A 25,508-nucleotide genomic window follows, 5' to 3' on the forward strand; every position below is an offset into this window, starting at 1 on the left:
CGTGGCGCATGGCGAGCTGTTTCAAAGCGTAATCAGGCGGTTCAACGCGTGGGGAGCGCTGGCATGGTCGTTGCTCTCGCAGCCGGCAACAACGGCGCTGGCCACTCCCCTTCTGGCGCGCGAGGAATGGTGCAATATGAGCTTGGTAAGATCATTGGAAAGTGCGGAAGTTGATGCCTTCTATACGTTCGATGAGGGGCGTCTTGCATCCGTCACGCGCGAATTCACCGAGCATTTCTCAGGACGCGTGCTGTATGCGGTGAAGGCGAATCCGTTGCCCAAAATTCTTCACGCGGTCTCTCGCGCCGGAGTGGCCGGATTCGACGTGGCGTCGCTGGCCGAAGCTCGCCTTGTCCATTCGACTGTTCCCCGGGCCTGTTCATGGTTCATGAATCCCGTGAAATCTCGTCGCGATATCGAACGGACGTTCCGAGATCTGGGGGTTCGCGACTATGTGATCGATTGCGAAGCCGAGCTGCGGAAGCTCCTTGAGGTGCTGCCGTCGCATGATCCGGAAATACGAATCTACGTCCGGTTCAAGTGTAGCGGGACGTGCGCCATCTTAGACTTAAACGGCAAGTTTGGTGTCTCGCCCGCCGAAGCGAGCCGTCTGCTGGGTCTCGTCAACGCGCAATCGCGCTGGACCACGGGCTTGGCCTTTCACCCAGGTTCCCAAACGATCGTTGTCGATCCGTACCTGCATGGCATTCGGGCGGCCGTCGACATTATTGAAGCTGTTTCTCCGGCTCCCACAGCGCTCGATATTGGTGGCGGCTTTCCCGGCCATTATCTGAACGTCCCCTATAAGTCTCCCTTGAGCATGCTCTCCGACATCACGAAACTTGTGCGCGAAACGGATGCACTGAAGCGTGTTGAACTCTTGTGTGAGCCCGGACGAGCACTGGTTCATGATAGCATCTCTTTGTTTTGCCGGGTGATCTTAAGAAAAGACGGGGCGCTCTACTGCGGCGCGGGCATCTACAGCGGGCTCTCACCTGCCCGGCAATATTTTCTGCTCCCCGCCCGTGCTTGGCGTGGGGGACGGCCGATCCAGACTGAGGAGTGGCAGGACTTCATCATCTTCGGCCCAACTTGCGACGGCACGGACAGGCTTGGATTCTCGTATTCACTGCCACGCGATTTGCACGAAGGCGATTGGATTGAATTCCAGAATGTGGGCGCCTATACGCAAATGGCGAGATTCAACGGGTTCTCGGTCGATAAGATCGTGGCTGTAGGGCAGGATGAACTTACCGTGTTGCCCGCCGCGTAGTTGCTCATGAACATACTAATCAGGTGAATTCTAAAGTTCGCCACATAAAGTCTGGTGGGCTTTGTGGTGGCAGAAGTTGGCGATGTCTCGTTTTGTAACCAGAGCGAACTGGCATAGAATGAGCCAGTGCATGGCGAAGCGGTAGGGCCTCGTGACCTCGCAGTGGCAATATCAAGTTAGGTTTGATGTCCGCGATACTGCGGTAGCGGAATCAATACGTCGAAATTTTCGCGATCCGGCACTGAGGCCTCTATTCGATATACTCACGGCGCATGGTGCGGCACCGAAATGTCAGTTCGACGCCTTTGCGGAGTATGTCGCCGCGGCAGAGGAAAACGGCGTCAAAGTTATCCGCTCTATCGGTGGACGAAGGCAACGATCGAAGATCCGAAGAAGAAGGAAAAATATCTGAAATCCTTTACGCTCTACGTGGATGATCAAGAGGTCTATGAAAGGGAGATTGCTGACGCGCTAGAAGCGGACTTGCAGCCGGTCGCCCGTAGCGGGATCATCAGTCAAATATCTAAGTTCGACAGCAATCCTGCCAACAATCCTCAACCGCCAGAACGCTCCCGCGAGTGAGGCTAGCTCGCTATGCGGGTGAGTTGAGACGACCGCTCCTGGGCCCATCGCGACATTTTGCGCTGGGTGTATGGGTACCTCACACCCGTTTTGCCTTTAGTCTAGGCAAAGTTAAGCTAGCCGATCGAGAGATGACGAATCGCGGTCTATAAGAACGGGCGTTATCTGCGCGAGTCTAACAGCGAGCCATTTGACCAAAATCATGAGCGAGGAGCCACGGCTCCCTATGCCGGAATTTACCGGTGCATGGGCTGGCATCGCGAGATCGGCATCGTAGCGGACCACGTCTTACCGCCACAAGGACATCATACGCACGCGGTGCATTTTTCAAGCGTGACCACCCGGTTCGCAGGCTTACTCGGAAATACAAGGAATATTGATTTTGGCGACTGAGTGGGCCTATCTTTTCGACTTTGCAAGCCTAACAGCCTGCATTGAACGCGGCGGCATTTTCGCGGCGAGCTTAGAGCAAGCGCATCAGCTGTCAGCCGTTTCATAATTGCGATGGAATTGGTGGGTAATTCTTTGGAATGCGTGGACTTCTGATCGTTTTTGTGGCGCTTACAATAGTGTTGGCGGCACGCGGCCGACACCAAGATGGCTTTGTGCCGCGGCTGACCGCGTCCATGCCGCCAGTCAACGTGCCCTAGTCTTATGATCGTGCTCGAGTAGCGCGACCATTTGACTTTCCTCTGACAGATCCGGGCAGCCGGCTTTCCCGCAGCCCCCGCTCTTCCGGGGGACAACCCGCGTCATATCCGCGCCTGTGCCCAATGTGAGCGGCGTCTTACCATCCGGCGGTGAGCCAAGCGCATCTGTCGGACGCGCGTTTCTATGAACCAGCCACAGCGAGCTTCACGACAGTCGCTGATGACCGGGCTCATCTTGCATGAGCCTAGGATTTGGGACATTTGCACTCTATGTCACTCGTTCGGACGGGCTTCGGGTACCGAAGCCTGTCGCCGCCCATTTCGATACGTCACATTTTGACGTAAGGTGCGATTCAAGCGCCTTAGATAGCTTGTCGTGTGAGACTTTTCGGACGACTCGGTTGTGTCGCAGGTAATCCGAGGCGCACAGTATGTGTACGATGTCCAACATGAATGCTATCAAGCTCCAAAGCTAAAGACGCGCCCAAAGCACAAGGCAGCATCTTAAGTCTAGCTTTAAGGTCACGTGGCGAATGCAAGTCGATGTGTTCGGCGCCGAAGGTCGGCGGCGATGGAGTTGCGACGAGAAGGTTCGTCATGTCGGATGGACCTTGCAGGCTGGCGAGACGGTCTGCGGCGTCGCGCGCCGGTACGGGGTGGCTCACAGCCTGCTGTTCACCAGGCTTCGACAAGTGCACCAGGGGCGACCGGGCGGAGATTCCGTGCAGCTCTTGTTCCTGTCGAGATCACAACTACGCTGACTCCGGTATTGATCAGCACGCCGCCACCGGCGTCTTCACAGCTCGCCCATCGCTTCAGGATTTAGTTGAACGCCTTGGCCAGGTCATGGCCGCCGGACAGTTTGGCGAGCTGTTTGCGCATATAGACCTATCGCGATGCCGGCATGCCCTTTCGCGCAAACCGGGGCATCGGCGCGCACGCTGTCTGGAGCACGGGCGATCCGCCCAGCAGCGACTTCGGCGCGCAAAGGTGATCTGATACTGGACGAGGTGCCGAACGATCTGCGCTAGCTCTCGCAGCCAGCGTTGCCTGGCCTCGAGTTGCTGAGTATCGGATCATCGATCAAGCGGAGCGATACCTCCAATTCCCGACCTCCGCGTTAGGTTCTAAACGCATCGCAATCTTAGAACGAAATCGGCCGACGATTCTCATTTGAACCGGCACCAGATCGGCGGGCCTTTACCATCTCGAATTTAGGGCAGAGGAATTGAACTGTAGATGACATTAGGTCGAGAGACAGAGCCATACGACTCACTCAGAAGAAGAACGACGCTCGGCGGCAAACTCGAAGAGGTGATTTGGGGCAGCCCCACAGAGATCCCGCGGGCCCAGCCGATTTTCCTGCTACAAACACTTGTTCCCCAAAAAATCGGTCCTATTTCAGCTGGGCCTGCATTGGCACTCGCAGGCAGCGATTGCTAGCAATCGTGAAATTTTCAACGGGTGTAAATGCTTAGGAGATCTGTATGGAATTCCGTCCGCTTCACGACCGGGTCGTGGTCAAGCGCATCGACGCAGAAGAAAAGACCGCTGGCGGCATCATCATTCCGGACACTGCCAAGGAAAAGCCTTCGCAAGGTGAAGTCATCGCCGTCGGCCCCGGAGGCCGCGACGAGAGTGGCAAGCTGATCCCGATCGACGTCCTGGTCGGCGACCGCGTCCTGTTCGGCAAGTGGTCAGGCACCGAGGTCAAGATCGACGGCCAAGAGCTGTTGATCATGAAGGAGAGCGACATCCTGGGCGTTCTCACGGACGCGTCCGCCAAGAAGAAGGCCGCCTAAACCATCGCTCGCACCGCTCATCCTGAGGAGCGCCTGCTGGGCGTCGCCAAGGGTGAGACCAAGTAAAACATTCAGGAAAACCCACATGTCAGCCAAAGAAGTCAAGTTCGGCGTAGACGCCCGCGACCGCATGTTGCGCGGCGTCGAAATTCTCAACAACGCGGTAAAGGTCACGCTCGGCCCCAAGGGCCGCAACGTCGTGCTCGACAAGTCGTTCGGCGCTCCCCGCATCACCAAGGACGGCGTCACCGTCGCCAAGGAGATCGAGCTCGACGACAAGTTCGAGAACATGGGTGCGCAGATGGTGCGCGAAGTCGCCTCCAAGTCCGCCGATGCGGCCGGCGACGGCACCACCACCGCAACGGTGCTTGCCGCTGCGATCGTTCGTGAAGGCGCCAAGTCGGTTGCCGCCGGCATGAACCCGATGGACCTGAAACGTGGTATCGACCTGGCCGTGGAAGCCGTGGTCGCCGACCTCGTCAAGAACTCCAAGAAGGTTACCTCGAACGACGAAATCGCCCAGGTCGGCACCATTTCCGCCAACGGCGACGCCGAGATCGGCAAGTTCCTCTCCGACGCCATGAAGAAGGTCGGCAACGAGGGCGTGATCACCGTCGAGGAAGCCAAGTCGCTCGAGACCGAGCTCGACGTGGTCGAGGGCATGCAGTTCGACCGCGGCTACATCTCGCCCTACTTCGTCACCAACGCGGACAAGATGCGCGTTGAGATGGACGACGCCTATATCCTCATCAACGAGAAGAAGCTCTCCTCGCTGAACGAGCTGCTGCCGCTGCTCGAGGCCGTGGTGCAGACCGGCAAGCCGCTGATCATCGTCGCCGAGGACGTGGAAGGTGAAGCCCTCGCGACCCTGGTCGTGAACCGCCTGCGCGGTGGTCTGAAGGTCGCGGCCGTCAAGGCTCCGGGCTTCGGCGATCGCCGCAAGGCCATGCTGCAGGACATCGCGATCCTGACCGGCGGTCAGGCGATCTCGGAAGACCTCGGCATCAAGCTCGAGAACGTCACGCTCAACATGCTCGGTCGCGCCAAGAAGGTGATGATCGACAAGGAGAACACCACGATCGTCAACGGCGCCGGCAAGAAGGCCGACATCGAGGCGCGCGTGGCCCAGATCAAGGCGCAGATCGAGGAGACCACCTCGGACTACGATCGTGAGAAGCTCCAGGAGCGTCTGGCCAAGCTCGCCGGCGGCGTCGCGGTGATCCGCGTCGGCGGCGCGACCGAGGTCGAGGTGAAGGAGCGCAAGGATCGCGTTGATGACGCGATGCATGCGACCCGCGCCGCGGTCGAGGAAGGCATCGTCCCGGGCGGCGGCGTCGCCCTGCTCCGTGCCTCCGAGCAGCTCAAGGGCCTGCGCACCAAGAACGACGACCAGAAGACCGGCGTCGAGATCGTGCGCAAGGCGCTCTCCGCGCCCGCTCGCCAGATCGCTATCAACGCCGGCGAAGACGGCTCGGTGATCGTCGGCAAGATCCTGGAGAAGGAGCAATACGCCTACGGCTTCGACTCGCAGACGGGCGAGTATGGCAACCTCGTCAGCAAGGGCATCATCGACCCGACCAAGGTGGTCCGCGCCGCGATCCAGAACGCTGCCTCGGTGGCGGCGCTGCTGATCACCACGGAAGCGATGGTCGCCGAGCTGCCGAAGAAGAACACCGGCGCGCCCGCGATGCCCCCGGGCGGCGGCATGGGCGGCATGGACTTCTGATCCAACTCTCTCTAAAATGCGACCCCCGGCAGAAAAATGCCGGGGGGATTTTTTTGCTCGCGACTTTTTCAGTTCGTTGTTCTGATCTAGCGCTATGCGCTCTGCGGAAATGACGATCAGCAGTTGCTAGTCGTTCCGCTTGGGGCTTTGCGAGTCTGCTGGTAGGCATGTCATCGGGAGGACGAGCGGGTGATCGCGGTTCTGCACGGTCTTTCCCTGCGGCCTCAACGTCGGCGGCTGGTCAAGGCGAACACCTGAGAACGCCCGGTCGCGGTAGCCACCCATTGGCGCTACTGACTTAAATAGCATCGGTCCCCGCGCCTATCAATCGCTGTAAACGGATGCGCGAGCTAGGTGGTGGTCCCCGGGAAGAGCGATCCTCATCTCTCGTAATTTGGTCCGATCTGTTGCACCGTCCACAATCAGAAGAAGAACATCGCCAACTCAATCGAGACGGAAGATCTTTCGCCCAACCGCTACAATTTCCCGGTCGGTCGGAGGATTACTTGTCTCGACGTGCAGGGTGAGATCCGGCCTGTTCACTCTCAGGAAGTTCATCAGCTCGGTCTTCTCGGTTCCCGGTCCGATGATCAGCAGATCAGTGCAGCTACTCAGCGCCCGACCTACCCTGACGACAAACGTCGGATCGTCATTCACGGCAGAGCCAGTATGCGCTTTGCAATCAAGACGCTGGGGCGCCAAATGCGCGCGTACGGCCGTCGCGCTGACGCCCGTTAAACCTATGGAGAATATCTTAGCAATGAGGTGGTCGATCCACACGACCGCGTGCGAATGAATCTGAGTTGTCATGTCGCTCATGAATGGATTCCATTGTATTTCGTGATTCACCTGTCCGTCGGAGCGCAAGCCCGCACGCAAATTTCCTGCGGCTGACGATGCCAATCATGGCTCAAGTGATCAGCGTGAACCGACTCGCTACGTTGATGTAGCCGGGAACAGATCGCGTTGACCGTGAGCGCTTTACAGGTCCAAAACCTCATGCCGCACGCTGCCTCTTGACGGCCGTGGGCGGATGCACGCGGCTGTCCTTGGTGGAGGTGAGAATGAAGGGGACTGGGCAGGTCTTGCCCGGGACAAGCTTCTGATAGGGCGAGTAGGCCTCGATCCATCCGCGCTGCTCGCGATGGCGGGATCGCCATCCCGACTTGGTGAATCGAAGCATGTCGAACAGCGCCACCTGCACGATCGCTGCGTTGAAGAGGTCCCGGCGCTGAGTAATCGCGGTGCCCACCAGCAGACCTTCCTGGCTGGCGCCGACCACGCCCAGTCGGCGCGGAGAGGTGACCTCCGGCGGATTAGGTCCTTCGCAAAGGCGATGAAATGATCCCATGTCCGCTGCTTCGTTGCCGCTTGGGCCGACTGCTCGTGCCATCGCGGTCCAAACTCGCTGCCGCGCAGGTCCGCGACGACATATGCATTGCCCTGCTCGGGCCAGCGCCGCCCCACCGCTCCCGCATAGGATGGCAGGAGCGAAGCCTGGAATCCGCCATAACCATTGAGAAGGGCTGCGATCTCCGCTCCGAACCTCGCGTTCTTGGGACGCACCAGAAAGTAGGGAATCCGGGTCCCCTCCAGCGAAGTGGCCTCGAACTGCTCCGCAACATACCTGGACGCGTTGAACTTCGGAGGTGTCGTCCTCAGTATTTCAAGCCATTCGCTCGCCGCGTCGAAGTACCAGAGGGAGGTCGGCCCCGGATAGTTGGAGACGGTGAACAGCACCACGTCCGTTTCTTCGCTAGCGGCAGAGAGGCTGACGTTCTCGTTCGTAGGGAGCGGGATCGGCGTGGCCCGCCAAGTGCCCTGGTCGTACCTGTAGGTGAATGCCTTGCTCTGAACATTGTCAGGGATCGCCAGGATCAACAAGTTCTTGGTGACCGCGAACCCGCTGAGCGCTTGCCGAGGCTCGGGCTCGAAGACGAGCGATGGCATCGCGCGCAGCGGATCTTGCTTCCATTTGTCCAAGCCATATGAGATCATCGAGCCGGCCGCAAAGCGGGTGCTGCCGGACAGTATCCAGTCTTCATTGAGCGTCACGAGCAGGCGGCCACTGACGATGCCGCTGATGTTCGCTTTCTTTGGCAGGTTTAGCTTGATCGGTCCGTTGGGCGCAAAGAGTACATACTCCTGCCCGAAGAAGCTTATGGCGCGCATGGCGCCAGCCGCATGAACTTTGCCTTCATTATCCCGCAGCACGAAGGGCGCCGCCACGGCATCGGTCGGCTCCCCACGGAAGACCTCGCGCGCTCGAACGAGCGGCTGAGCGCGCTTGAGCTCCCTCAAGAGGAAAGGGCAGCCAACCTGCGTCAGGGTCCGTTCTCCCCAATCGCGTGCAGTGAGGACCGTGTGGCGGTCGACCCAGCTGACGGCCTGCTTTCCCTCCAGAAGAGCGAAACCGGTCGTGACGAAGGCGTTGGCGTCCGGGTCGAACTCTCGGACGAGCACAGCGTCCTTACCGCCATCAGAAAATTGGACGAGGCACAGGCGCACTTGGGGCGGCAGGCAGGTAGTGCCTTTAAAGACCCAGCTTTTCTTACCCGCGACCGCCAGCGCGTCAATATCGAGGATGGTCTCCCAGTGCGGGTCCTGGCCGCGATAGCTGTCAAGCGTAGTACGCCGCCAGATGCCGCGCACGTGGTTCTCGTCCTGCGAGAAATTGCTGAGACCCCGCCGTTCCAACGAAACATAGGAAATCCGGTCTTTGGCCTGAAGGATGCTGATGGCCTCCTCATAGAAGCGGCGATTGCGGGGATCTGATTGGAGCGCGCCGAGCGTCTTGTCATTCTCGGCGCGGGCCAAATCCAGTGCGCGTGGCTCTTCGATTTCCTCGAGGCAAAGGAAGGAATCGTCCACCCGGGCCGCAGCGGCCCACTCCTGGGGCACCGCCGTGAAGGACAAACACGTCAGCGAGAGCAACACGGCGGCGAGGAGCGAGTGTTTCATGGGAGTAATCCTGGGCTGGGTGGGCCGCCCGGCTCGCGCGACTTGCGAGCTGGCCGAAAGCGGACAGAAGACGTACATTCGGTTTCGACAGCGGTCATGGGCGGGACTGTGCCCGCCGGTCCGAACGAAGCAAGCAGCGTGCCGCCTGAAAATTGGCGGTTCTCCAGCCGCTCGGTCGCGCCCCTTGGCTCAAACCTGACAATGCAGTGTTAGCTTCGAAAGTATTGTGATGAGCTTTACACTACTCACCGATGGAGCAGAGGTGCCCTGCTCTGGCATTTCACAGACCGGTCCGTAATCGCGCTAGAAACATTTATGGCGCGCCTAACTTGCAACGGCACGTGCTCAAGAAAGGCCCTCGCGCGGAGAATTTGCCGCTGGTTGGTGCAGCGAGCGCGAGCACATGTCAGCACGGCGCGTCATAATGCGGAGGATCCAGTGACAAGCCCGCCGAGACGCCAGTCGTTCTCGCAATTCGCAGGCATTGCACGAAGTGACTCGCACTCCGCGGGATCGATCATAATCATTTGCAAGCGCTACGCACCCTTAGGCCCACATACCCAATCACCTGCGCAGGTTCCGTCGGGTAACAACAAGAACTGGCTCCACCGAATCAAGCACAGGCTCTCGACTTTCGTCAAAATCGTCGGGGCAGCGTCTCTTGATTGTTCATTAAGAGCGGCCACCAATGGTGATCCGCTACTCACCGACCTCCGAGATCGATGGGGCGTGCCAGGGAGAGGTTGGTCTTACCGGCGGGCAACAAAACCCGGCTCGGCCACACCGGGCGGGCCAATTATCAATGCCTTCAGGGTGACTGCCCAGAACGGCATCAACTTCTCCAACGCTCATCAAACCGTGGACAGTTCCGGGTACCCAGTGACGGAATACATCCGCCACAGCCTCAGCCGCGAAGGCAAACTCACGGTGCGGGCCTCAAAGCTGGTGGCCGGGCCGGCCAAGATCATGAACCAGGGGGAATTGGTCTGCGAACTGCGGAACGGCGCGAAGTTCGTCTTGAAATTGGAATGAGGCTTGAGCCGTTCTTAGCCGCGTCGGAATGTGACAGGTATCCCCTTCGGCACGCACCGATGACAACTTCGATCGGGCTACATTACCTGAGGAGCGCTAGTGACCAGGATGCCCAGTTCGTTCGTGCTCACCGCTGCCTGCGCACATCGATGGATTCCGGCGGTAAAGCCGTTCGCGCGCGGCTCCGCGTTCGCTCCACTCATCCTAATCTAAGTGGATCGCATGCCGCCTGAAGAACGGCTGTTTGGGAGGCGGTGACGTTGTCTCGAAATCCTGATCAGGTTGCCGTAACGATCCTTTAGACTCCTTCTCGGAGCCATTTTGGATAACGCTCATCGCGGTGTCATCAAGCGCAACGAGAGGCGCTAGGGCGAACACATCTGCGCAACTGAGTTGGTGCAACTCCATAGGTAAGGCGCTGGGTCAGCGCTGGTTCCGCAGCGGCCGCGACCAGCTCGACAGCCTGCTCGACGAGGCGGCGCGCGCGAACCTGTCGGCGCGTGAGACGCTGATCCTACTGTGCGAGCGCGAGATCGCGCGCAAGGATCATCGCCGCATCGAGATGGCGCTGAAGCTCGCACACTTCCCGGCCGTGAAGGAGCTTGCTGGCTTCGACTTCGAGGCGCAGCCGTCAATCGATCCAAAGCAGATCCGCGATCTTGCCGCGTCACGTTGGATAGCCAACGGAGAGAACGTGCTGCTGCTCGGCCCGCCAGGCGTAGGTAAGACGCACTTGTCGATCGCTCTGGGGCGAGAGGCGATCCTGATACACCGTGCAGTTCACCACTGCGACGACGCTGGTCGCAGGCCTTGCCAAGGCGCACGGCGAGCGACGCCTGGACGAGAAACTGCTCGCGCTGTCGAAGCCAAAGCTGCTCATCGTCGACGAACTCGGCTACTTGCCACTTAAACCTGACGCGGCGCATCTGTTCTTCCAACTGGTGAGCCGGCGCTACGAAACCGGCGCCATGCTGATCACGTCGAACCGCAGCGTTGCTCCTCGGCGACGCCATCCTGGATCGCCTCGTTCACAACGCTCACCGCCTCCAACTCTCCGGAGAAAGCATGCGAAAGCAGAACGGCCGCAACCAAACTCTTGGCGTCAACCCAAACCCCTGAACCAATCACCATGTCGGTCAAAGCCGCTGCTCACCATCAGCAAATGCGCACAGGTGACCTTAGCGGACGACGCGCTGGTGATCGTCCCGGGTCTTCAAATCGGAATGCTGGCCGAGAAAGTCTGCAACCTCGGCCTAGACCGCCTGGGCAAGCAGGACACGCGCCCCATTGCGCAAGACTTCTGTGAGTTGATCGTCGAAGATTCCAGGCTGAATCAGATGGATGACGTTATCGTTGGACAAGGCATATCGCTCCTTCGGTGGAGAAGTGGAGGCCTCAAGCACCCCCACGATATGCCGCCCTTTCCGATTCCCGCCGTCACCAACTTTGGGCGATAGCTCTTTTGGTTCTTCACGGACGACTATCATCTATTGCTCGATCTTTTCCTCCCTATTCCAGGAAAACGTGAATGTCGTTCTGCTTGCCTGATCGCCCCAGAGTGGCCGTGTAGGGCACATCATGAATCCTGATGTGGGTCTGTGGTCGGTCCGGGCTCGGCAGCACGTTATGCCAGTGCATTCCGCGCCGGAGGTTCTCCGGCGCCGGTTGATTGCCGTGTTGCCAACTCGGAGGGACGAATCCTCCTAAGTCTTGCGCTGGCGGCATGTACTGTGGCGCGAAGATCGATGTCCCGAAGCTTTGCTCCCATGATGGTGGCGGATTGACGCTTTGCACTGGCGAATGGGCGGGTAACGACAAATCCTGCCAGAAGTTCGCTGTATTCCAGCTGTCGGCGGGAGGCTGGCCGGCTTGATCCACTCCACGCCAAAACTCTGGCGAATCGACAAATTGCGTTGAGGGTCCCGGTCGATCCGCTATCGATGTCCCGAAGCTTTGCTCCCATGATGGTGGGCTTGGCGGATTGACGCTTTGCACTGGCGAATGGGCGGGTAACGACAAATCCTGCCAGAAGTTCGCTGTGTTCCAGCTATCGGCGGAAGGCTGGCTGGCTTGATCCACTCCACGCCAAAACTCTGGCGAATCGACAAGTTGCGTTGAGGGTCCCGGTCGATCCGCTGCAGCCGCCGCTCGCGCACTGCTGGGAGCGGTCCTCAAACGTCGTTGGAGTTGCTGCCGATCGGCGACGAGGTTGTCGAGGTGCAGCACGGCTGGCGGCCGTCTTTGCGCCAGTCGCCTAACAAGCGCCCGCGTGCCGTCAACCACGAAGACTCCGCAATCCCAACCGTTCCCCTGCCGGGTCATGCGGACAGGCTCCAGACGCGTACCCAGCCTTTGTGCGCCATTTTTGCAAGCTTGTCGTTGTATCCTAGGAAGGAGTCATAGTGATAGGCAACCGGCCGTTCCCGGTCGCTGCGATCAACGAACAGCAGCGACCAATGGGTGCCACGACGATGACGATCCGTAGCACTGGCATCGTTCACTGGCACGAACAGGAAGTCGGCTGTGTCGTTACCGTTCTGATTATGGACGACGCGCTGGAATGCGCTTAGCGCGACGCTCTCGGGGCCCAAGCGCAGATGATAATTGGCTATGAGGGGATCCACGAACCGCGTCCGGGCGGCGAGATCTGGATTGTTCCCCTGCAACTCCTGTTCCAGGAGCTCGTAATCCCTCTGGATATGCTCGTCGCCCAACCAATCCTTGGGGCCAAGCGATAATTCGCTGCGGCCTTGAATCGATGGATCAACCTGCTGCAGCGGCCAGGTTGATCCGAACCCGGTAGGTTGATCCAAGCGGCCCTCCGGACCGGCCGATTCCCGCCCACTTGCCTGCTGAGGGGACAACCCCGACGCCGCGTTCGCCTCAACGACCTGTAGGTACTGCCCAAGCCGCTTGAGACCCACGGAAAATCCTCTGAGGGCTTCGGTGCAGTCTCGGAAGTCTTGGTAATCTATTTTTAACGACCATTTCTGCTGATCACTGCCGTTGAGACGGCTCGCTATGCTCTCCCTACCCCTTGTTTGCAGCCAATCACTAAACCTACGTTGATTTATGGCCATATTCCGGACAGCTTTCCTCTGGGAAGTCGAGTCCTGTCCGAGCTTGCTCAGCTCTTCGTTGGCCAAGCCATCAATCATGCGGGCGTCGTCGGGATAAGGATAAGGATGATGATGCTTCAATTGGGGCTCGGTGCCTAGATACTGCCGAAGCCGATCGAAACTCACGACCACTTTTCCCTCGGCTTTGGTAAAGGCCCTGTAATCCTCCATCAACGACCGTTGCTGCTGATCACTGCCGGTGAGTCGGCTGACTATGTTCCCCCTACCCTCCCTTTGGAGCCAATCACTAAACCTACGTTGTTTGCTGGCCCGTTCCGAGACACCTCTCCTCTGGGAAGTCGAATCCGATCCCAGCTTGTTCAGCTCTTCATTGGCCAGGCCATCAATGAGGTGGGCGTCCTCGGGATAAGGATAATGTATTTGGCGCCCCATCAGGCGCGGCCCGGGCCCGACGGCTTGGAGTTCTTGCTCGTTGGGCGCGAACCTCCTGAAATGAGACAGTGCCGACTTGAGACGGTTATGATTGTCCCCACCGCCCGCCCTGTAATCCGTGATATCAGCGGCTAGTGACTCTGGATCGTTTAAAAGCCGAGAAGCCATCGAACCCCTGTTCTCTGCTCGGAGCCAACGAGCAAACCCCCTAAGAAGCCCTAAATTGGTCCTGAGGGTACCATCGCAAACCCTTCCGTCCCCTCGGCCGGTACTACCGTCGGGGAGAATTTCATATCCTCGGACTGCTTCCGCGAACTGCTCGATGCGGGCCTCGTCTTCGGGATGCATGTCCTGGCCAGCGGGGCGACCACGCTTGGCGAAATCCATCCGAAGCTCTGAAGAGGCCACCTCGGACGTCGAGCCGCCGGACGACTTTTCGCCACCACTTCCTCCGAAGACTTTGCCGAACCCTGACTTAACACGAGAAAACAGTCCACGGCTTTTGCTATCCTTCGTCCGCGCCGCAGGCTGCGGTTCCGATGGCGCTGTGTAGCGCGTGCTACTGAACAACTGGTCACGCAAGCTAGACTGCGAGGCCGTCGCACCCGCGCCAAGGTGAGCGCTAGGAACATCGACACTGTGACGCGTGCTGCTGAACGAGTTGTCCCGCAGGTTGGACCTTGGCCGCATTCGCATCGAACCACCAACGTCCGTACGCTGGATGTTTTCATGCGACCGTGCGGCTGGAGTGTCGGGGGAACTAACCCCGGAACTCTCCTCAGCAGAGCGGAGTTGCAGCTCGCCCAATTGCTGCTCGAAGCCAGCTTGATCTGCAGGGTCAACGTCGGTCTGTTGCCGCTGCAGCTCGGCGTACCAGCGCATCCAATCGTCCGGATTGTTATAGACGGGTTCCACACGACTCTCCCTAGATGAGGTGACTCTTCATAGCTGCCCCGCGGCCACACTCCGGTGCACTGACCACAGAGACCGGATTCAAAAAGCCGGACGTCAAGATTCGCCAAATTGAACAAAAAGGGACCGTTAGTGCCGCTCCGAGCTCGTGCATTACTCACACCTGCCCAGCCTTGGCTGCTGCAGAAGAGCGCCCCGGCTTCCTGGGCAACAGGTAACCGCTCGCCAAACCTCAAAACGATCCAGGAGAACCGAAACCCAAATACTCGCACAATCCAAAAGCCACCTGTTGCCGCCCTCCTTCCGGGCAAGTTCGCATGCGGCACATCGCGATCGAAATTGGGCCGCCCCATTGCTGATGGAAGGCGTCCGGGTTTCGATACTTGCACTGCAAGCTCTGCTTCCTCATCAGTTCTTCAGTTCAACGTCCTCACATTCGCTACAACCAACGAGCCTCTTCTAGTGATTGACGCTTCAGAGCGAAGTCCGCATGTATGATTCAGACTGTACAACCTGACGCTACGTAGACTTCAAGCCCCAGTGCTGTCGCGTCGAGCCTGGTTGGCTTTCATACCCGTTTCAGGATGCGGCAAATCCTCGCAGCTTGGTGATCTACCGCCGCTTCAAGGACCTTAATGCGCCAGGCGCCGCCGCCGATGAATACCAAAGACGTGTTGGCAGCGGCGTAAGCGCGAAGCTTTGGCCGTTCAGGCTTGGAAGTTCCAGGGCATGAAAGTATCGATCTGAGAGATCGGCCAGCGCCGCTTTATCGATGCGAAGTCCCCCGAACATCATACACCGACGCTGACCCAGCATAACGCTGCCGCGGTCGCAGCGATAGACAGCGGGTAGTCACGACTGTAAAAACCCTGACGAGGGCCTTGCAGTTATCCGCAGCATGGCGGCCGGCCGCGGTCCAGGTCTTGCGCATCCGCGCATGCCGGCGCGCAGTGTTCATGAAGCGCTTGTGACTGCCAATAAGACTGCTCGTTTTCCTCGTCATCGGCTTCTCCGCCTGGCTGCTCTTCACGCTCGCAGTCTTCGCGCTGCCCGTCTTCGCAGGCGTGACGATTGGCCTTTGGGCCTTCTACACGGGGGCCGGCGCGCTCGGCGGCATCGTGGTGGCCGTCGTGGCGGGCGGCGCGAGGTTCGGTATAGGCCAACTCGCGCTCGCCTTCGTGACGTCTACTTGGCTCCGGCTCGTGATCACCGTTGTCTATGTCGCGCCCGCCATGTTCGCCGGTTACAACGCGACGCATGGAATCGCCCAGATGGCGAAGGCCTTCGCCCACCTGGCAAATGATCTCGCGATCGTTGGCGCGACTGTCGTTACCCCTACGGCGTTCATCCGCTTTACGGCTATGGTCGCACCCGGACCAGCCGGACGGGATTTGGCGCAGGGCTACCACGTTAGCGGCGGCCATCAGGTGGGACAGATCAGGCGCCCAGAGCACTCGCGATGCTCATCCTCGATACTCGATTGAGAGCGGCCCGAGCGTCGAGGCTCGAATCATCGAGGGGTGGCCGAGCTAACGGAGATTGTTGAGACGCAGTGATCTAGACGGTGACGTCTCACGAACACGCCCGACAACTCAAGTCGTTGGGCGTATTGCTGCGTGTTCCAGCCGATCGTGATCACGGAGTCCAGGGCATCGTGATCACCCATTCCAGAGCATCGTGATCACCATTTCCAGCCGATCGTGATCGCTATTTCCAGCGATGCGATCGGGGCAATTAGGAGGCGCGCGCCGCTGACAGTCTGCCACCCGGGTAGCTTGGTCTTTTGCCTAACCGCAGAGGATCGAGATGCCGACCGAGAGACTGTCCATGCGCCACATCCGTGAAGTTCTACGCCTGCACTACAGCGTCGGCATGTCGCAACGCGCCCTTGCCCGCAGCCTGGGCTTGGCCCAGGGCACGGTCAGCAAGTACCTCAACCGAGCCCGCCGCGCCGGCCTGACCTGGCCACTGCCGCCGGAGCTGGATGACGACGTCCAGCTCGAGAACCGCCTGTTTCCGCCGCCTTCTGATCGGCCCAGCGACGAGCGTCCGCGTCCAGACTGGGCGCTCGTGCATCGCGAGCTACGGCGGAGGAACGTCACGCTGATGCTGTTGTGGGAGGAGTATTGCGACGCAAACTCCGACAGCTTCAACTATGCGCGGTTCTGCGAACGCTACAAGGAGTGGACGGGCCGCCTCAAGCCGACTCTGCGCCAGGTCCATGTCGCCGGCGAGAAGCTGTTCGTCGACTATTCCGGCCATACCATGGAGGTGGTTGACGGGCTCAGCGGCGAGGCGCGCAGCATGCAGATCTTCGTCGCCGAGCTCGGCGCCTCGAACTACACCTATGCCGAGGCCAGCTTCAACCGATCGCTACGACAAGGGATCGCTGTTGATCACGACTCAGGTGCCCGTGTTGCAATGGCACGATGTCATTGCCGAGCCGATGACTTCATGATGCCTCCGTCTTCGAACGCTTGGTACGTCGTATCCGATTGCGCAGCCGACTGATTTGTTCGTCTGAGAGCTCGATCTGTCATGGCTGGCCTTTGGCTAACTGACGACCTGCCAGCATTCCGCGCGAAAGATAATCGAAGATTGTTTGCGGGGTTACTCAAGCTCAGCCGCTGCGCCCTGAATCGAGAAGCTGCCGTCGGGCCAGCGCATCGGATTCTTGTCCACGCCGTTGATTTTGACGGTGGGAATGCCCCAGCGGGTGCGCAACAGCCAGACGTTCTCGCCTTTGAAGGCACAGCCTCGGGCCGCGACAAAGCCCTCCTGATTGAGTATTGCCGCGATCTCGCCATCCATTTTGTGTTCAGCATTCAACTCGACGATCCGTCGCCGCAACCGATCAATGTCGATATAGTTGCGGTAGGTATGAACGCGCCGTTGTACGTGATGCTCGCTGGTTGCGCCGGTCTGCCAGACGATCCTGAGCCACACCTGACCTCGGGTCCGCTTCTGATCAAGAACGACTTCGCGGATGACAAATCGCAGAATGCGCTTGCGATCGGCTGCCGACGTGGTGGCCGCATTCCAAATCCGCGGCAGGTTCTCGCCGAGCGCTTGTAGCCCTGCGCGTTCCGCCGGGCCAATCAGAAGCGGCTCTTGCGCGCGCCAACGCGCATGTTGCTGCTCGACCGTCTCGACGACACGCAGCTTCTCTTCCCAAGCCCGCTCAAGTGAGCGCGCCACAAGACGGTTCTCGGGCTCGACGGCGTCATACTGACGCCGGGCGCGCTCGGCCTCGTAGCGGGCGCGCTCCACGCGAAGCGCCCACTGACGCTCGAGCTGACGATTCTCTTGCTCCGGTTGGCCCGCCGCCGCGAGTGCGATCTCAATCTGATCTGGCACCAGGGCATCGAGGAGCATCCGTTCGACCAGCGCGTCAACCGCCAAGGCCCGGACTTCCTGACATAGTGCACTGCCTAGCTGGTCCCGATCCGAGCGGCAGCAATAGACCGGATAGTCGGCATTCGGGCCCGTGTAGAGCATGCTCATGCGCCGTCCGCAACGGCCGCAGATCGCAATTCCTTGTAACAGGGCTGCCCCCTTGCGCGGTACGCCAGAGTGTCCTGCCTCATAGCGGAAGATGTTATCTGCCAGTCGCCCCTGGTTGGCCATGAACTCCTCCCAGCCGATATAGCCTGGGTGAGCGGCGTGGAGGCAAACCGCCCAATCCCCGATCGCCACCTTGACCGTTCCCGTCAGCGATCCCGGCCGGCATTGGTTCGGATCCTTTTGCCGACGGCCATAAACATACGCCCCAGCATAGGCCGGATTTTGAAGGATACTAAGGAGGGGTGCACTATCTGGCGCACGCCAGACGATCTCGTGTGGAGATGGTCCAAGCAGCGGTCGAACCGGCAAGGATAGTCCGTTCCTGTCCAAGTACCGCATCACACGGCGAGCGCTTTGCAGTTCCCGGAATTTGGCAAACACGAGATGAAGACGGGCCTGCACCTCCTCATCGGGATTGAGAACAATTCTGCCGGCTCGATCATAGGCGAGCCCGGCCGGCAGGGGCAGCCGCAGTTCGCCCCCGCGTTGCCTTCTGGCGTTCCCCTTGGTGAAGGCGCATCCGAAGCTGATGCAGCTCCGCCTCGCTCATGATGCCGGACAAGCCCAACAGCAGGCGGTCGTGGTAGGCGCGCGGATCGTAAAGCCGCTCGCCATCCGCAATGAGCACGCCGAACACCGAGCACAGTTCGAGCAGCTGATGCCAGTCCCGGTTATTGCGGTCCAAGCGAGAAGCGTCGAGGCTCACCACAAGGCCGGCGTTGCCAAGGCCGATCTTGGCAATGAGCTTCTGGAAACCATGACGATCCACAGCGCCAGCACCGGATTTGCCCAGATCCTCGTCAATGACCTGGACGCGCTCCGGCGGCCAGCCCAGACCGATGGCGCGATCGACGAGGCGGTACTGCAGCTGCGTGCTCTCCTGGTGCTGGCGCACCTGGTTCACGGATGACTGCCGCACGTAGACATAGGCCAACTTGGCTCGGTGCGCAGTCGTGAGCCGCTCGTCAGCGACGGTCGAGCTGATCAGCACGGCTCAATCCCCTTCCGGGCGTGCCGGCAACCGCTTGCATTCGCCGCAGCAGCGTGGCGAGGATTTGAGCGATCTGGGTTTGCGTCGCGGTCGATAGATTCGGCCACAGGCGCGGAATGTCGGCCGGGTGGATTTGCCGACGTCGGCAGTGGTCGATACGCAACGCGACCTGGAAGCGGTCGGTGGGTCATCGCGAATCACCTTCTCGTCGAGAAGGCTGAGACTCGCGCTCAAATGTTGCATCAATAGGATCAGCGTACGTGCACTGATGCGCGGCAGATCGGCGGCGTTCAGGCGGGACGTGATCAGCGTCTCGCCAAGATCCGTCGACGCGATCCGAACCGCCCGCGGCCGTCCGTCCGGCAGCGCGACAACGACGTGGGCGGGACCGCGCCCCGACCGCTCCTTCAGCACCTCAAGCCGTTGCCCAAACAGGAAATGATGCGGGTAGACCGGCTCCTGCACCACAGCCATGTGCTGACGATCCGCGGCGACAGCTACCGGCTCCGCGCCAAGCGCAAAAGCGGCCTCGTCAAGACGCCGACCGCCGGTGACGGCCCTCCGGTCGGCTCCGCCTCCCTCCGGCCCGTCACCGGCGGAAACAACCTTCAACCGAGATCACAATCCGGATGGTGGGGGCAGTTCTTCATGACGCAAAGTGGGCAGTTCCGGATGGCGTTTGACACACGGGGCAAGCCCCCACCCCTAGACAGAATGGATAGTGCGTTACGTACGGACCTGGCTACTTCCGGGAAGCCAGGAGCTTGGACAAATTTGTGCGATCATTTCGTTGAAAGGCCTTGAATCGCACGTAACGTCACATGGTACGATCATGAAATGAGATCGCGACCTCTGACAAACGAACGTAAGCTACTCCTAGGGTGTGGGACGATGGCATAACGATCTTGTCGTATTTCGAATTTGCGGCGAACGCTCGCCGTAAATGAGCCGGCGGCAACTCTCCCTTGCCGACGGTCGGGACGATGTGTAGCAGCGTCGCTCCTCCCAGACTGACTTCGCCTGGCTTCCAAAATGAGGCCGGGCCTTTTTTGCCGTCGGGAAGACGTTAGTGCCTTGTCGACGTGCAACTGCTCGATCAGCTCGTCCGGAACCAGGCAAACTTGCGAGGTCGAGTCCGGCAAGACAACACGCGTTACGCCGACATCGGCATGCTGATTGTAAATCGTCAACACATCGCAGCCTTCGGTTCTGGCATACAAAGCAACACTTCCGAGCCATCAAAGACTTGAACGGTTCCGGCCTCTTTTTCCTGTAGACAGGTGATGGCGGTGCGATCCGGGATGTGGGTGCTACCCAGGCGAAACACGTCCTCCATGCAAGCGGGTCGGCGGCTGATCTCGCGCACCCGCCGACTCGACCACAGAGATGCCGTTGCACAAAAGAACTACTGCACAGCACTTGGCTTTGGGACGCAAAAACCAATGCGTTCGTTGTGTGCGCGTCACGATATCCTCTTTAGGTCGGTACGTTGCGGTATTGGTGTTCCTGCGCAAGGCACAGTCTCTGAGCCAGGCAGGCGAGCTTGATTCATCAATGTCGCGACGTGATTTCTATTGGCGATACCGCCAAAGAAAAAGGAGACTCGAATTGAGGTACTACGAACCATCCTGCACCTTCGATCGTCCCCGCGCGGCGCTCCCCAAACCGAGCCGCAAGGTAATAATTAAGCGGTGGAAGGCCGACTCACTGTCAACAGATAAGCGAGCGGAGCCATCGAAAGCGGACCAACCGCTCGCAAGTGACGGAAGTCTCGTTTGAGTTGTTTGTTTGGATATGAATGCACACAATGCCTTTCGATACAGTCCTTATCGCCAACAGAGGCGAGATCGCCGCCCGATCATCAAGACGTTGCGAAAGCTGGGCCTTCGTTCTGCAGTTGTCTACCACGAGGTCGATGCGCGAAGCCCGGCAGTCTTCCATGGCCGACACAGCGATTCTTATCAGCGGTCACACGCCGATCGCGGCTATCTGGACATCGCACAAATTATTGCCGCCGCTCATAAGGCCGGCGCCGGCGCTGTTCGTCCAGGTTATGGATTTCTTTCCGAACAGGCTCAATTCGCCACGGCCGTGATAAAGGCCGGCATTGCGTTCATCGGCCCCGCACCCGAAACTATTGAACTGATGGGCGATAAGATTCGGGCCCGCAGCTTCGTCCAGTCGAGCGGCTTTCCAGTGGTCCCTTCTGCAAATTGAGGAGGACGATCCAGCGACGTTCGTCTCCAGGGCGCGTGCAATTGGAACCCCTTTGCTGGTAAAACCGTCAGGGGGCGCGGCCGGCAAGGGCATGCGGATTGTACGCGACGTCGATGCTCTGGAAGGCGCGATTGAGCAGGCTCGCTCTGAGGGGCAACGGTATTTTGGGGATCACCGGCTTTACGTCGAAAGATACATTGAGAACCCGCGGCATATCGAAGTGCAGGTACTCGGCGACTCTTTTGGGAACATTGTACACCTGTTTGAGCGGGAGTGCTCGGTGCAACGCCGCTTCCAGAAGATCATCGAGGAAGCGCCCTCGCCAGCCCTGTCGCCAGAACTACGGAAACGCGTCTGCGAGACCGCGGTCGGTATCGCACGCGCCGCGGATTATCAAAACGCAGGAACCGTCGAATTCATTTTCGATGCAGGAGAATTCTACTCTCTCGAGATGAATACGCGCCTACAGGTCGAACATCCCGTGACTGAGATGATCAGCGGCATCGATCTTGTCGCCGAACAGGTCTATGCCACCGCGGGCCGAGAACTTGGTTTTGCTCAGTCAGATATCGTTTCGAACGGCCACGCTATCGAGGTAAGGCTGTACGCTGAAGCCCCCGAACCAGGCTATGTTCCGACGTCCGGAAAAGTACTTCTTCTCGAGTATCCGAGCGGGGTACGGATTGACAGCGGCATCACGCAGGGTCAGCCAATCACCACTGCGTTTGATCCCATGCTCGCAGAGATCATCGCGCATTCGCCGACGCGCACATTGGCCACCGCCACGGCCAATCACGCGATTCAGGGGGTCATTCTTCTCGGCTGCGAGACAAACGCTAGCTTCCTCGCCCGCATCCTTGCCGACGAGTCGTTTGTCCGCGGACAGTTTCATACGGGACATCTGGAGGAAAACCCGCACATTGCCGGTGGTAACTCTGCTACCGGCCTACCGGCATTCTTGGCATCAGCTGCTCTCCTGACCCGACAAGTCCGCGAATCGGCCGATGCCGTGCCCGCGCTTCACGCTTCGCTCGGCCATTAGAGAAATTGAGGTGTATCACTCCGTCGAGGTTGATGGCGTCGATTATCGGTTATGGCTTTCACCCTGCCAATCCGGCTCCTATCATCTTCACTTGCGCGACCAAGTCATTTCCCCGGTCGACGGCGCCGGAGGATTCCTACCCTTTTCAGGCAGAGTTCTTCGCTGATCGCTACTTCGCGGGTCGGATCCTCCGTAACCAATCCATTCTCTCCAAGATGGAAGTACCGCGGGTCGCGATCGCAATGGGTCATTACACAGCGGGAGCGGCCTACGTCTCGGCGCTTAGCGAATTCAACATTATGGTCGAGGATACGGGAGCTATATTTCTCGGTGGCCCTCCAGTCGTGAAAGCTGCTACCGGTGAAGACGTATCGGCACAGCAGCTTGGGGGGCGCCCACACGCATACGAGCGTGTCGGGCACGAGCGATTATTCCGCAAGCTCCGAGATGCACGCCATTGCGATCGCACGTGATATCGTTGCCCGATTCCATCGTCCCGCGAAGACTCCGATTGATCAAGCCGCCCCGGAGCCCCCTGCTTACGACGCATCGGAACTATACGGCATTATTCCAAAGGGCCCTCGAGTGCAGTTCGACATGAGGGAGATCATCGCCCGCATGATCGATGGTAGCCGATTTCACGAATACCAGCCGCGTTTCGGCACGTCCCTGCTGTGCGGTTTCGCGCGGCTTCATGGATATCAAATAGGGATTCTTGCAAATAATGGCGTGCTGCTCAGCGAAAGTGCGCTGAAGGGCGCTCACTTCATCCAACGTATGCGACAAGAACCGGACGCCCCTGCTCTTCCTGCAGAATACGACGGGCTTCATGGTCGGCCGCGAATACGAGCGCCGTGGCATAACGAAAGATGGTGCCAAGCTGATCATGGCCGTCTCGGGGCGTCGGTCCCGAAATTTACAGTCGTTTGCAACAGCTCGCACGGAGCAGGTACCTACGCTATGGTGGGACGTGCTTTCGATCCTCGGTTCGTCTTCACCTGGCCGCAGTCTCAGATCTCTGCGATGGGCGCCGAGCAAGCGGCAGGTGTGCTGAACCACGTTAAGACCAGACAACTGGCCCGTGACGGTGGGCGGCTCGCAGAGCAGGAGCTGGCAGCCATTCGAGGTCCCCTTCTCGACGAGTATCGCTAACTATCCAGCGCCTACTATGCAACCTCCGAAATCTGGGACGACGGAATTCTTGATCCAGTCGATACCCGAAGTGTACTCGCGATCGCGCTGAATGCTCCCATCGAAGCGCCCCATTATGGCGTATTCGGAATGTAGCCGGCAGGAGTCGAACGTCCGTCTCTGTAGATTCTACTCCCTAGCTGGGGTCCAAATCGACGCATCGGCCTGTCCCCGGCATGAGCCAGATTGGTGTCGTCCACATTCCGGGCAGAACTCGAATTCGCGACCTTGGTCAAATTAGACCAGCCCGTTTCTAAGTGGTGCGTTGAATTCGGTGACCACGTTTTCGATCAGGATAACGGGTTGCGCCGAAGTAGGCCGAGCTGGGGTCGCATAGCCCTGATTGGCCGCGCATCGAACCTCGCGTGGGGACTACGCAAATTGCGTAACACTCGAGATGATCTGCTCGTTACACTTCTGGCATTGCGTAGTGTATTGCGAGGCTCCTGCGGGTCGAAGCCATCGACATCTGGAGTTCGCGATGGATGCAAGCGCGGGCTGCCCTGCTGACTCTGATCCACTAACGAACGCGTCAGTCACATTAGATCTAAGGTGCGCCTACTGATGAATTGTTGGGTCCATTCATCATCCGATAACAGTCCTTGGGAGGAGACATGCAAGCCATCATACCGATCTCAGTCAACTATTCCACGACGGGCGGGGTGCAGAAGAAGTTGTCCCGCCATGCTCGACTATCGAACCACCCACCGTCTTGCCGTCCAATCGTCTGATCTGATCTCGAGCAAAGAACACTTGCTCCTTTGTTGAACGCCATGGATAGCTTGATTCCTACGTAGCGTCAGGTTGTAGGATTGCAGAGCCGACTGACGTTCAAGCTGACACCACGCATGCCTCGACAACGCATACGCGGTCCGAGCCGGACCGGTTGCCGAGCTGCATGACCTCATTAACGCCCGTTTCGAATGAGGCCAATTGGAACGACTAAGCACGTGTAGAGCAATGAACGCCCTCAAATCGATCATTAGCAAAGTTGCTACAGGTGCCACGCTGACCCGCGAGGAGACCGCAACGGCCTTTGAAATCATCATGTCGGGCCAGGCGACATCCTCCGAGATCGGAGGATTATTAATGGGGATGCGGGTACGTGGCGAAACCGTAGAAGAAGTCACCGGCGCAGCCTCGGCCATGAGGAGCAAAATGCTCCGGGTCAGTGCGCCCCCCGATCCCGTCGACATCGTTGGTACGGGCGGTGACGCTTCGGGCTCAGTCAACGTGTCGACATGCGCCTCATTCATCGTCGCCGGGGCCGGCGTTCCTGTGGCCAAGCATGGCAACCGCGCCGTGTCCTCACTATCAGGCGCTGCTGACGTCTTGGCCCGCCTCGGTGTGAAGGTCGACCTCCCGCCTGTAGGCGTCGCTCGTTGTGTGCACGAAGCTGGCATCGGCTTCATGCTTGCGCCCATCCGTCATCCGGCTATGCACCACGTTGCCCGAATCCGAGCCGCACTTGGAACCCGCACGATCTTCAATCTAGTCGGCCCGCTCACAAATCCGGCCGGAGTCAAGCGGCAGATCGTCGGCGTGTTTTCGCGGCAATGGGTGCAGCCTTTGGCGCAGGTGTTAAAGAACCTTGGTGCTGAGTCCGTCTGGGTGGTGCATGGCTCAGATGGACTCGATGAGATCACCCTCACCGGGCCGACGTTTGTTGCCGCGCTAGAGAGAGATGCGATCCGCACCTTCGAAGTCACCCCCGAAGAAGCGGGCCTCGCGCGCTGCCATAACGAGGCGCTGAGGGGCGGCAACGCCGATTCCAATGCAATCGCGCTGCAAAGCGTGCTCGACGGCATGCCAAGTCCGTACCGCGATGTTGCTCTTCTCAACGCCGCCGCGGCAATGATCGTGGCCGGCCACGCAAGCAGCTTGAAGGACGGCGTCGCCCTTGGGCACGAATCCCTTAATAGCGGTGCGGCAGCCGCGCGATTGAAACACCTGATCGCGATCTCCAATGCTTGACACGGCCGATGTACGACATTTTTTAACACCAACATCGAAGCTAACGAGCGCGAAGAGATTGCAAGCGCAAAGCGCGAGT

The 25,508-nt window shown here is 59.3% G+C and carries 18 protein-coding genes and 6 pseudogenes; 15 read left to right on the forward strand and 9 right to left on the reverse strand.

Translation table 11 applies throughout. The annotated features are described in order from the left end of the window. Position 1 precedes the first annotated feature (1 nt). The 4 genes from IVB01_RS00545 to groL all read left to right on the forward strand — a co-directional run bounded on the left by IVB01_RS00545 (position 2) and on the right by groL (position 6,033). Positions 2-1,273: an alanine racemase gene (locus tag IVB01_RS00545; RefSeq protein ID WP_247494166.1), complete on the forward strand. Its 1,272-nt coding sequence runs from the start codon at positions 2-4 to the stop codon at positions 1,271-1,273. A gap of 288 nt (positions 1,274-1,561) precedes the next feature. Beyond that, the gene (locus tag IVB01_RS00550; protein ID WP_346015486.1) at positions 1,562-1,855 is read left to right on the forward strand and encodes a hypothetical protein; all 294 of its coding nucleotides are present in this window, start codon (positions 1,562-1,564) and stop codon (positions 1,853-1,855) included. Between the two features lie 2,137 nt (positions 1,856-3,992). Continuing rightward, a complete protein-coding gene (groES, locus tag IVB01_RS00555) occupies positions 3,993-4,307 on the forward strand; it encodes a co-chaperone GroES (RefSeq protein ID WP_247277985.1) in 315 nt (104 codons plus the stop codon). Between the two features lie 85 nt (positions 4,308-4,392). Further along, positions 4,393-6,033 carry a chaperonin GroEL gene (groL, locus tag IVB01_RS00560; protein ID WP_247494167.1) on the forward strand — a complete coding sequence of 547 codons (1,641 nt, stop codon included), beginning with the start codon at positions 4,393-4,395 and terminating at the stop codon, positions 6,031-6,033. 444 nt (positions 6,034-6,477) lie between these two features. Here the strand turns inward: groL and IVB01_RS00565 are convergent, their stop codons facing one another. From IVB01_RS00565 to IVB01_RS00575, 3 genes and pseudogenes are all read right to left on the reverse strand, one after another. Then, on the reverse strand, positions 6,478-6,852 hold the full coding sequence (locus IVB01_RS00565) for a hypothetical protein (RefSeq protein ID WP_247300228.1): 375 nt from the start codon (positions 6,850-6,852) through the stop codon (positions 6,478-6,480). Between the two features lie 178 nt (positions 6,853-7,030). Continuing rightward, positions 7,031-7,426: a prolyl oligopeptidase family serine peptidase gene (locus tag IVB01_RS00570; protein WP_346659323.1), complete on the reverse strand. Its 396-nt coding sequence runs from the start codon at positions 7,424-7,426 to the stop codon at positions 7,031-7,033. A 323-nt stretch (positions 7,427-7,749) separates the two neighbouring features. Then, a pseudogene (locus IVB01_RS00575) lies at positions 7,750-9,072 on the reverse strand (S9 family peptidase); the annotation flags it as partial. Between the two features lie 237 nt (positions 9,073-9,309). Here IVB01_RS00575 and IVB01_RS35225 point away from each other — a divergent pair. Both IVB01_RS35225 and istB read left to right on the forward strand, forming a co-directional pair. Then, entirely contained in the window at positions 9,310-10,026 is a 717-nt protein-coding gene (locus IVB01_RS35225) for a VirK family protein (RefSeq protein ID WP_249810837.1), read from the forward strand. 388 nt (positions 10,027-10,414) lie between these two features. Then, positions 10,415-11,145, forward strand: a pseudogene (istB, locus tag IVB01_RS00585) (IS21-like element helper ATPase IstB). A 62-nt stretch (positions 11,146-11,207) separates the two neighbouring features. Here the strand turns inward: istB and IVB01_RS00590 are convergent. Then, positions 11,208-11,435: pseudogene (locus IVB01_RS00590) on the reverse strand (IS256 family transposase); the annotation flags it as partial. A 909-nt stretch (positions 11,436-12,344) separates the two neighbouring features. Next, on the reverse strand, positions 12,345-14,453 hold the full coding sequence (locus tag IVB01_RS00595) for a hypothetical protein (RefSeq protein WP_346659314.1): 2,109 nt from the start codon (positions 14,451-14,453) through the stop codon (positions 12,345-12,347). A gap of 1,061 nt (positions 14,454-15,514) precedes the next feature. Between IVB01_RS00595 and IVB01_RS00600 the strand changes: the two genes are divergently transcribed. Then, positions 15,515-15,934 (forward strand): hypothetical protein, encoded by a 420-nt coding sequence (locus IVB01_RS00600; protein WP_346659315.1) that lies wholly within the window; start codon positions 15,515-15,517, stop codon positions 15,932-15,934. A gap of 343 nt (positions 15,935-16,277) precedes the next feature. Further along, positions 16,278-16,961 carry a sigma factor-like helix-turn-helix DNA-binding protein gene (locus tag IVB01_RS00605; protein ID WP_247494169.1) on the forward strand — a complete coding sequence of 228 codons (684 nt, stop codon included), beginning with the start codon at positions 16,278-16,280 and terminating at the stop codon, positions 16,959-16,961. 99 nt (positions 16,962-17,060) lie between these two features. Here the strand turns inward: IVB01_RS00605 and IVB01_RS00610 are convergent, their stop codons facing one another. From IVB01_RS00610 to IVB01_RS00625, 4 genes and pseudogenes are all read right to left on the reverse strand, one after another. Further along, the gene (locus IVB01_RS00610) at positions 17,061-18,077 is read right to left on the reverse strand and encodes a zinc ribbon domain-containing protein (protein ID WP_247494208.1); all 1,017 of its coding nucleotides are present in this window, start codon (positions 18,075-18,077) and stop codon (positions 17,061-17,063) included. 30 nt (positions 18,078-18,107) lie between these two features. Beyond that, positions 18,108-18,353, reverse strand: a pseudogene (locus tag IVB01_RS00615) (recombinase family protein); the annotation flags it as partial. A gap of 100 nt (positions 18,354-18,453) precedes the next feature. Next, a complete protein-coding gene (locus IVB01_RS00620) occupies positions 18,454-19,005 on the reverse strand; it encodes a recombinase family protein (protein ID WP_247494170.1) in 552 nt (183 codons plus the stop codon). Between the two features lie 3 nt (positions 19,006-19,008). Beyond that, positions 19,009-19,479: a hypothetical protein gene (locus tag IVB01_RS00625; RefSeq protein WP_247494171.1), complete on the reverse strand. Its 471-nt coding sequence runs from the start codon at positions 19,477-19,479 to the stop codon at positions 19,009-19,011. Here IVB01_RS00625 and IVB01_RS00630 point away from each other — a divergent pair. The 7 genes and pseudogenes from IVB01_RS00630 to trpD form a co-directional block, all read left to right on the forward strand. Next, positions 19,453-19,542 (forward strand): annotated as a pseudogene (locus IVB01_RS00630) (ATP-binding protein); the annotation flags it as partial. The gene IVB01_RS00625 and the pseudogene IVB01_RS00630 sit on opposite strands and share 27 nt — an antisense overlap. 1,257 nt (positions 19,543-20,799) lie before the next feature. After that, positions 20,800-21,222, forward strand: a complete 423-nt coding sequence (locus IVB01_RS00635) for a biotin carboxylase N-terminal domain-containing protein (protein WP_247494209.1) — start codon at positions 20,800-20,802, stop codon at positions 21,220-21,222. Next, positions 21,218-22,264, forward strand: a complete 1,047-nt coding sequence (locus tag IVB01_RS00640; protein WP_346659324.1) for a biotin carboxylase — start codon at positions 21,218-21,220, stop codon at positions 22,262-22,264. Before IVB01_RS00635 ends, IVB01_RS00640 begins: the two co-directional genes overlap by 5 nt. A gap of 32 nt (positions 22,265-22,296) precedes the next feature. Next, positions 22,297-22,737 (forward strand): carboxyl transferase domain-containing protein, encoded by a 441-nt coding sequence (locus IVB01_RS35285; RefSeq protein WP_253075142.1) that lies wholly within the window; start codon positions 22,297-22,299, stop codon positions 22,735-22,737. Continuing rightward, positions 22,676-22,975, forward strand: a pseudogene (locus tag IVB01_RS35290) (carboxyl transferase domain-containing protein); the annotation flags it as partial. The gene IVB01_RS35285 and the pseudogene IVB01_RS35290, both read left to right, overlap by 62 nt. A 249-nt stretch (positions 22,976-23,224) precedes the next feature. After that, entirely contained in the window at positions 23,225-23,416 is a 192-nt protein-coding gene (locus IVB01_RS35295; protein ID WP_253075143.1) for a carboxyl transferase domain-containing protein, read from the forward strand. 999 nt (positions 23,417-24,415) lie between these two features. After that, positions 24,416-25,429 (forward strand): anthranilate phosphoribosyltransferase, encoded by a 1,014-nt coding sequence (gene trpD / locus IVB01_RS00650; protein ID WP_247494173.1) that lies wholly within the window; start codon positions 24,416-24,418, stop codon positions 25,427-25,429. Positions 25,430-25,508: the final 79 nt, after the last annotated feature.

The sequence above is a fragment of the Bradyrhizobium sp. 164 genome (assembly GCF_023073715.1).
GTDB lineage: Bacteria > Pseudomonadota > Alphaproteobacteria > Rhizobiales > Xanthobacteraceae > Bradyrhizobium.

Coding starts and splice junctions, on each gene's coding strand:
- IVB01_RS00550 (WP_346015486.1), top strand. CDS start 1,562: ATGTCAGTTCGACGCCTTTGCGGAGTATGTCGCCGCGGCAGAGGAAAA.
- groES (WP_247277985.1), top strand. CDS start 3,993: ATGGAATTCCGTCCGCTTCACGACCGGGTCGTGGTCAAGCGCATCGAC.
- groL (WP_247494167.1), top strand. CDS start 4,393: ATGTCAGCCAAAGAAGTCAAGTTCGGCGTAGACGCCCGCGACCGCATG.
- IVB01_RS00565 (WP_247300228.1), bottom strand. CDS start 6,852: ATGAGCGACATGACAACTCAGATTCATTCGCACGCGGTCGTGTGGATC.
- IVB01_RS00570 (WP_346659323.1), bottom strand. CDS start 7,426: ATGGCACGAGCAGTCGGCCCAAGCGGCAACGAAGCAGCGGACATGGGA.
- IVB01_RS35225 (WP_249810837.1), top strand. CDS start 9,310: ATGGCGCGCCTAACTTGCAACGGCACGTGCTCAAGAAAGGCCCTCGCG.
- IVB01_RS00605 (WP_247494169.1), top strand. CDS start 16,278: ATGCGCCACATCCGTGAAGTTCTACGCCTGCACTACAGCGTCGGCATG.
- IVB01_RS00610 (WP_247494208.1), bottom strand. CDS start 18,077: ATGGCCAACCAGGGGCGACTGGCAGATAACATCTTCCGCTATGAGGCA.
- IVB01_RS00625 (WP_247494171.1), bottom strand. CDS start 19,479: ATGGCTGTGGTGCAGGAGCCGGTCTACCCGCATCATTTCCTGTTTGGG.
- IVB01_RS00635 (WP_247494209.1), top strand. CDS start 20,800: ATGAATGCACACAATGCCTTTCGATACAGTCCTTATCGCCAACAGAGG.
- IVB01_RS35285 (WP_253075142.1), top strand. CDS start 22,297: ATGGCGTCGATTATCGGTTATGGCTTTCACCCTGCCAATCCGGCTCCT.
- IVB01_RS35295 (WP_253075143.1), top strand. CDS start 23,225: ATGGTGGGACGTGCTTTCGATCCTCGGTTCGTCTTCACCTGGCCGCAG.
- trpD (WP_247494173.1), top strand. CDS start 24,416: ATGAACGCCCTCAAATCGATCATTAGCAAAGTTGCTACAGGTGCCACG.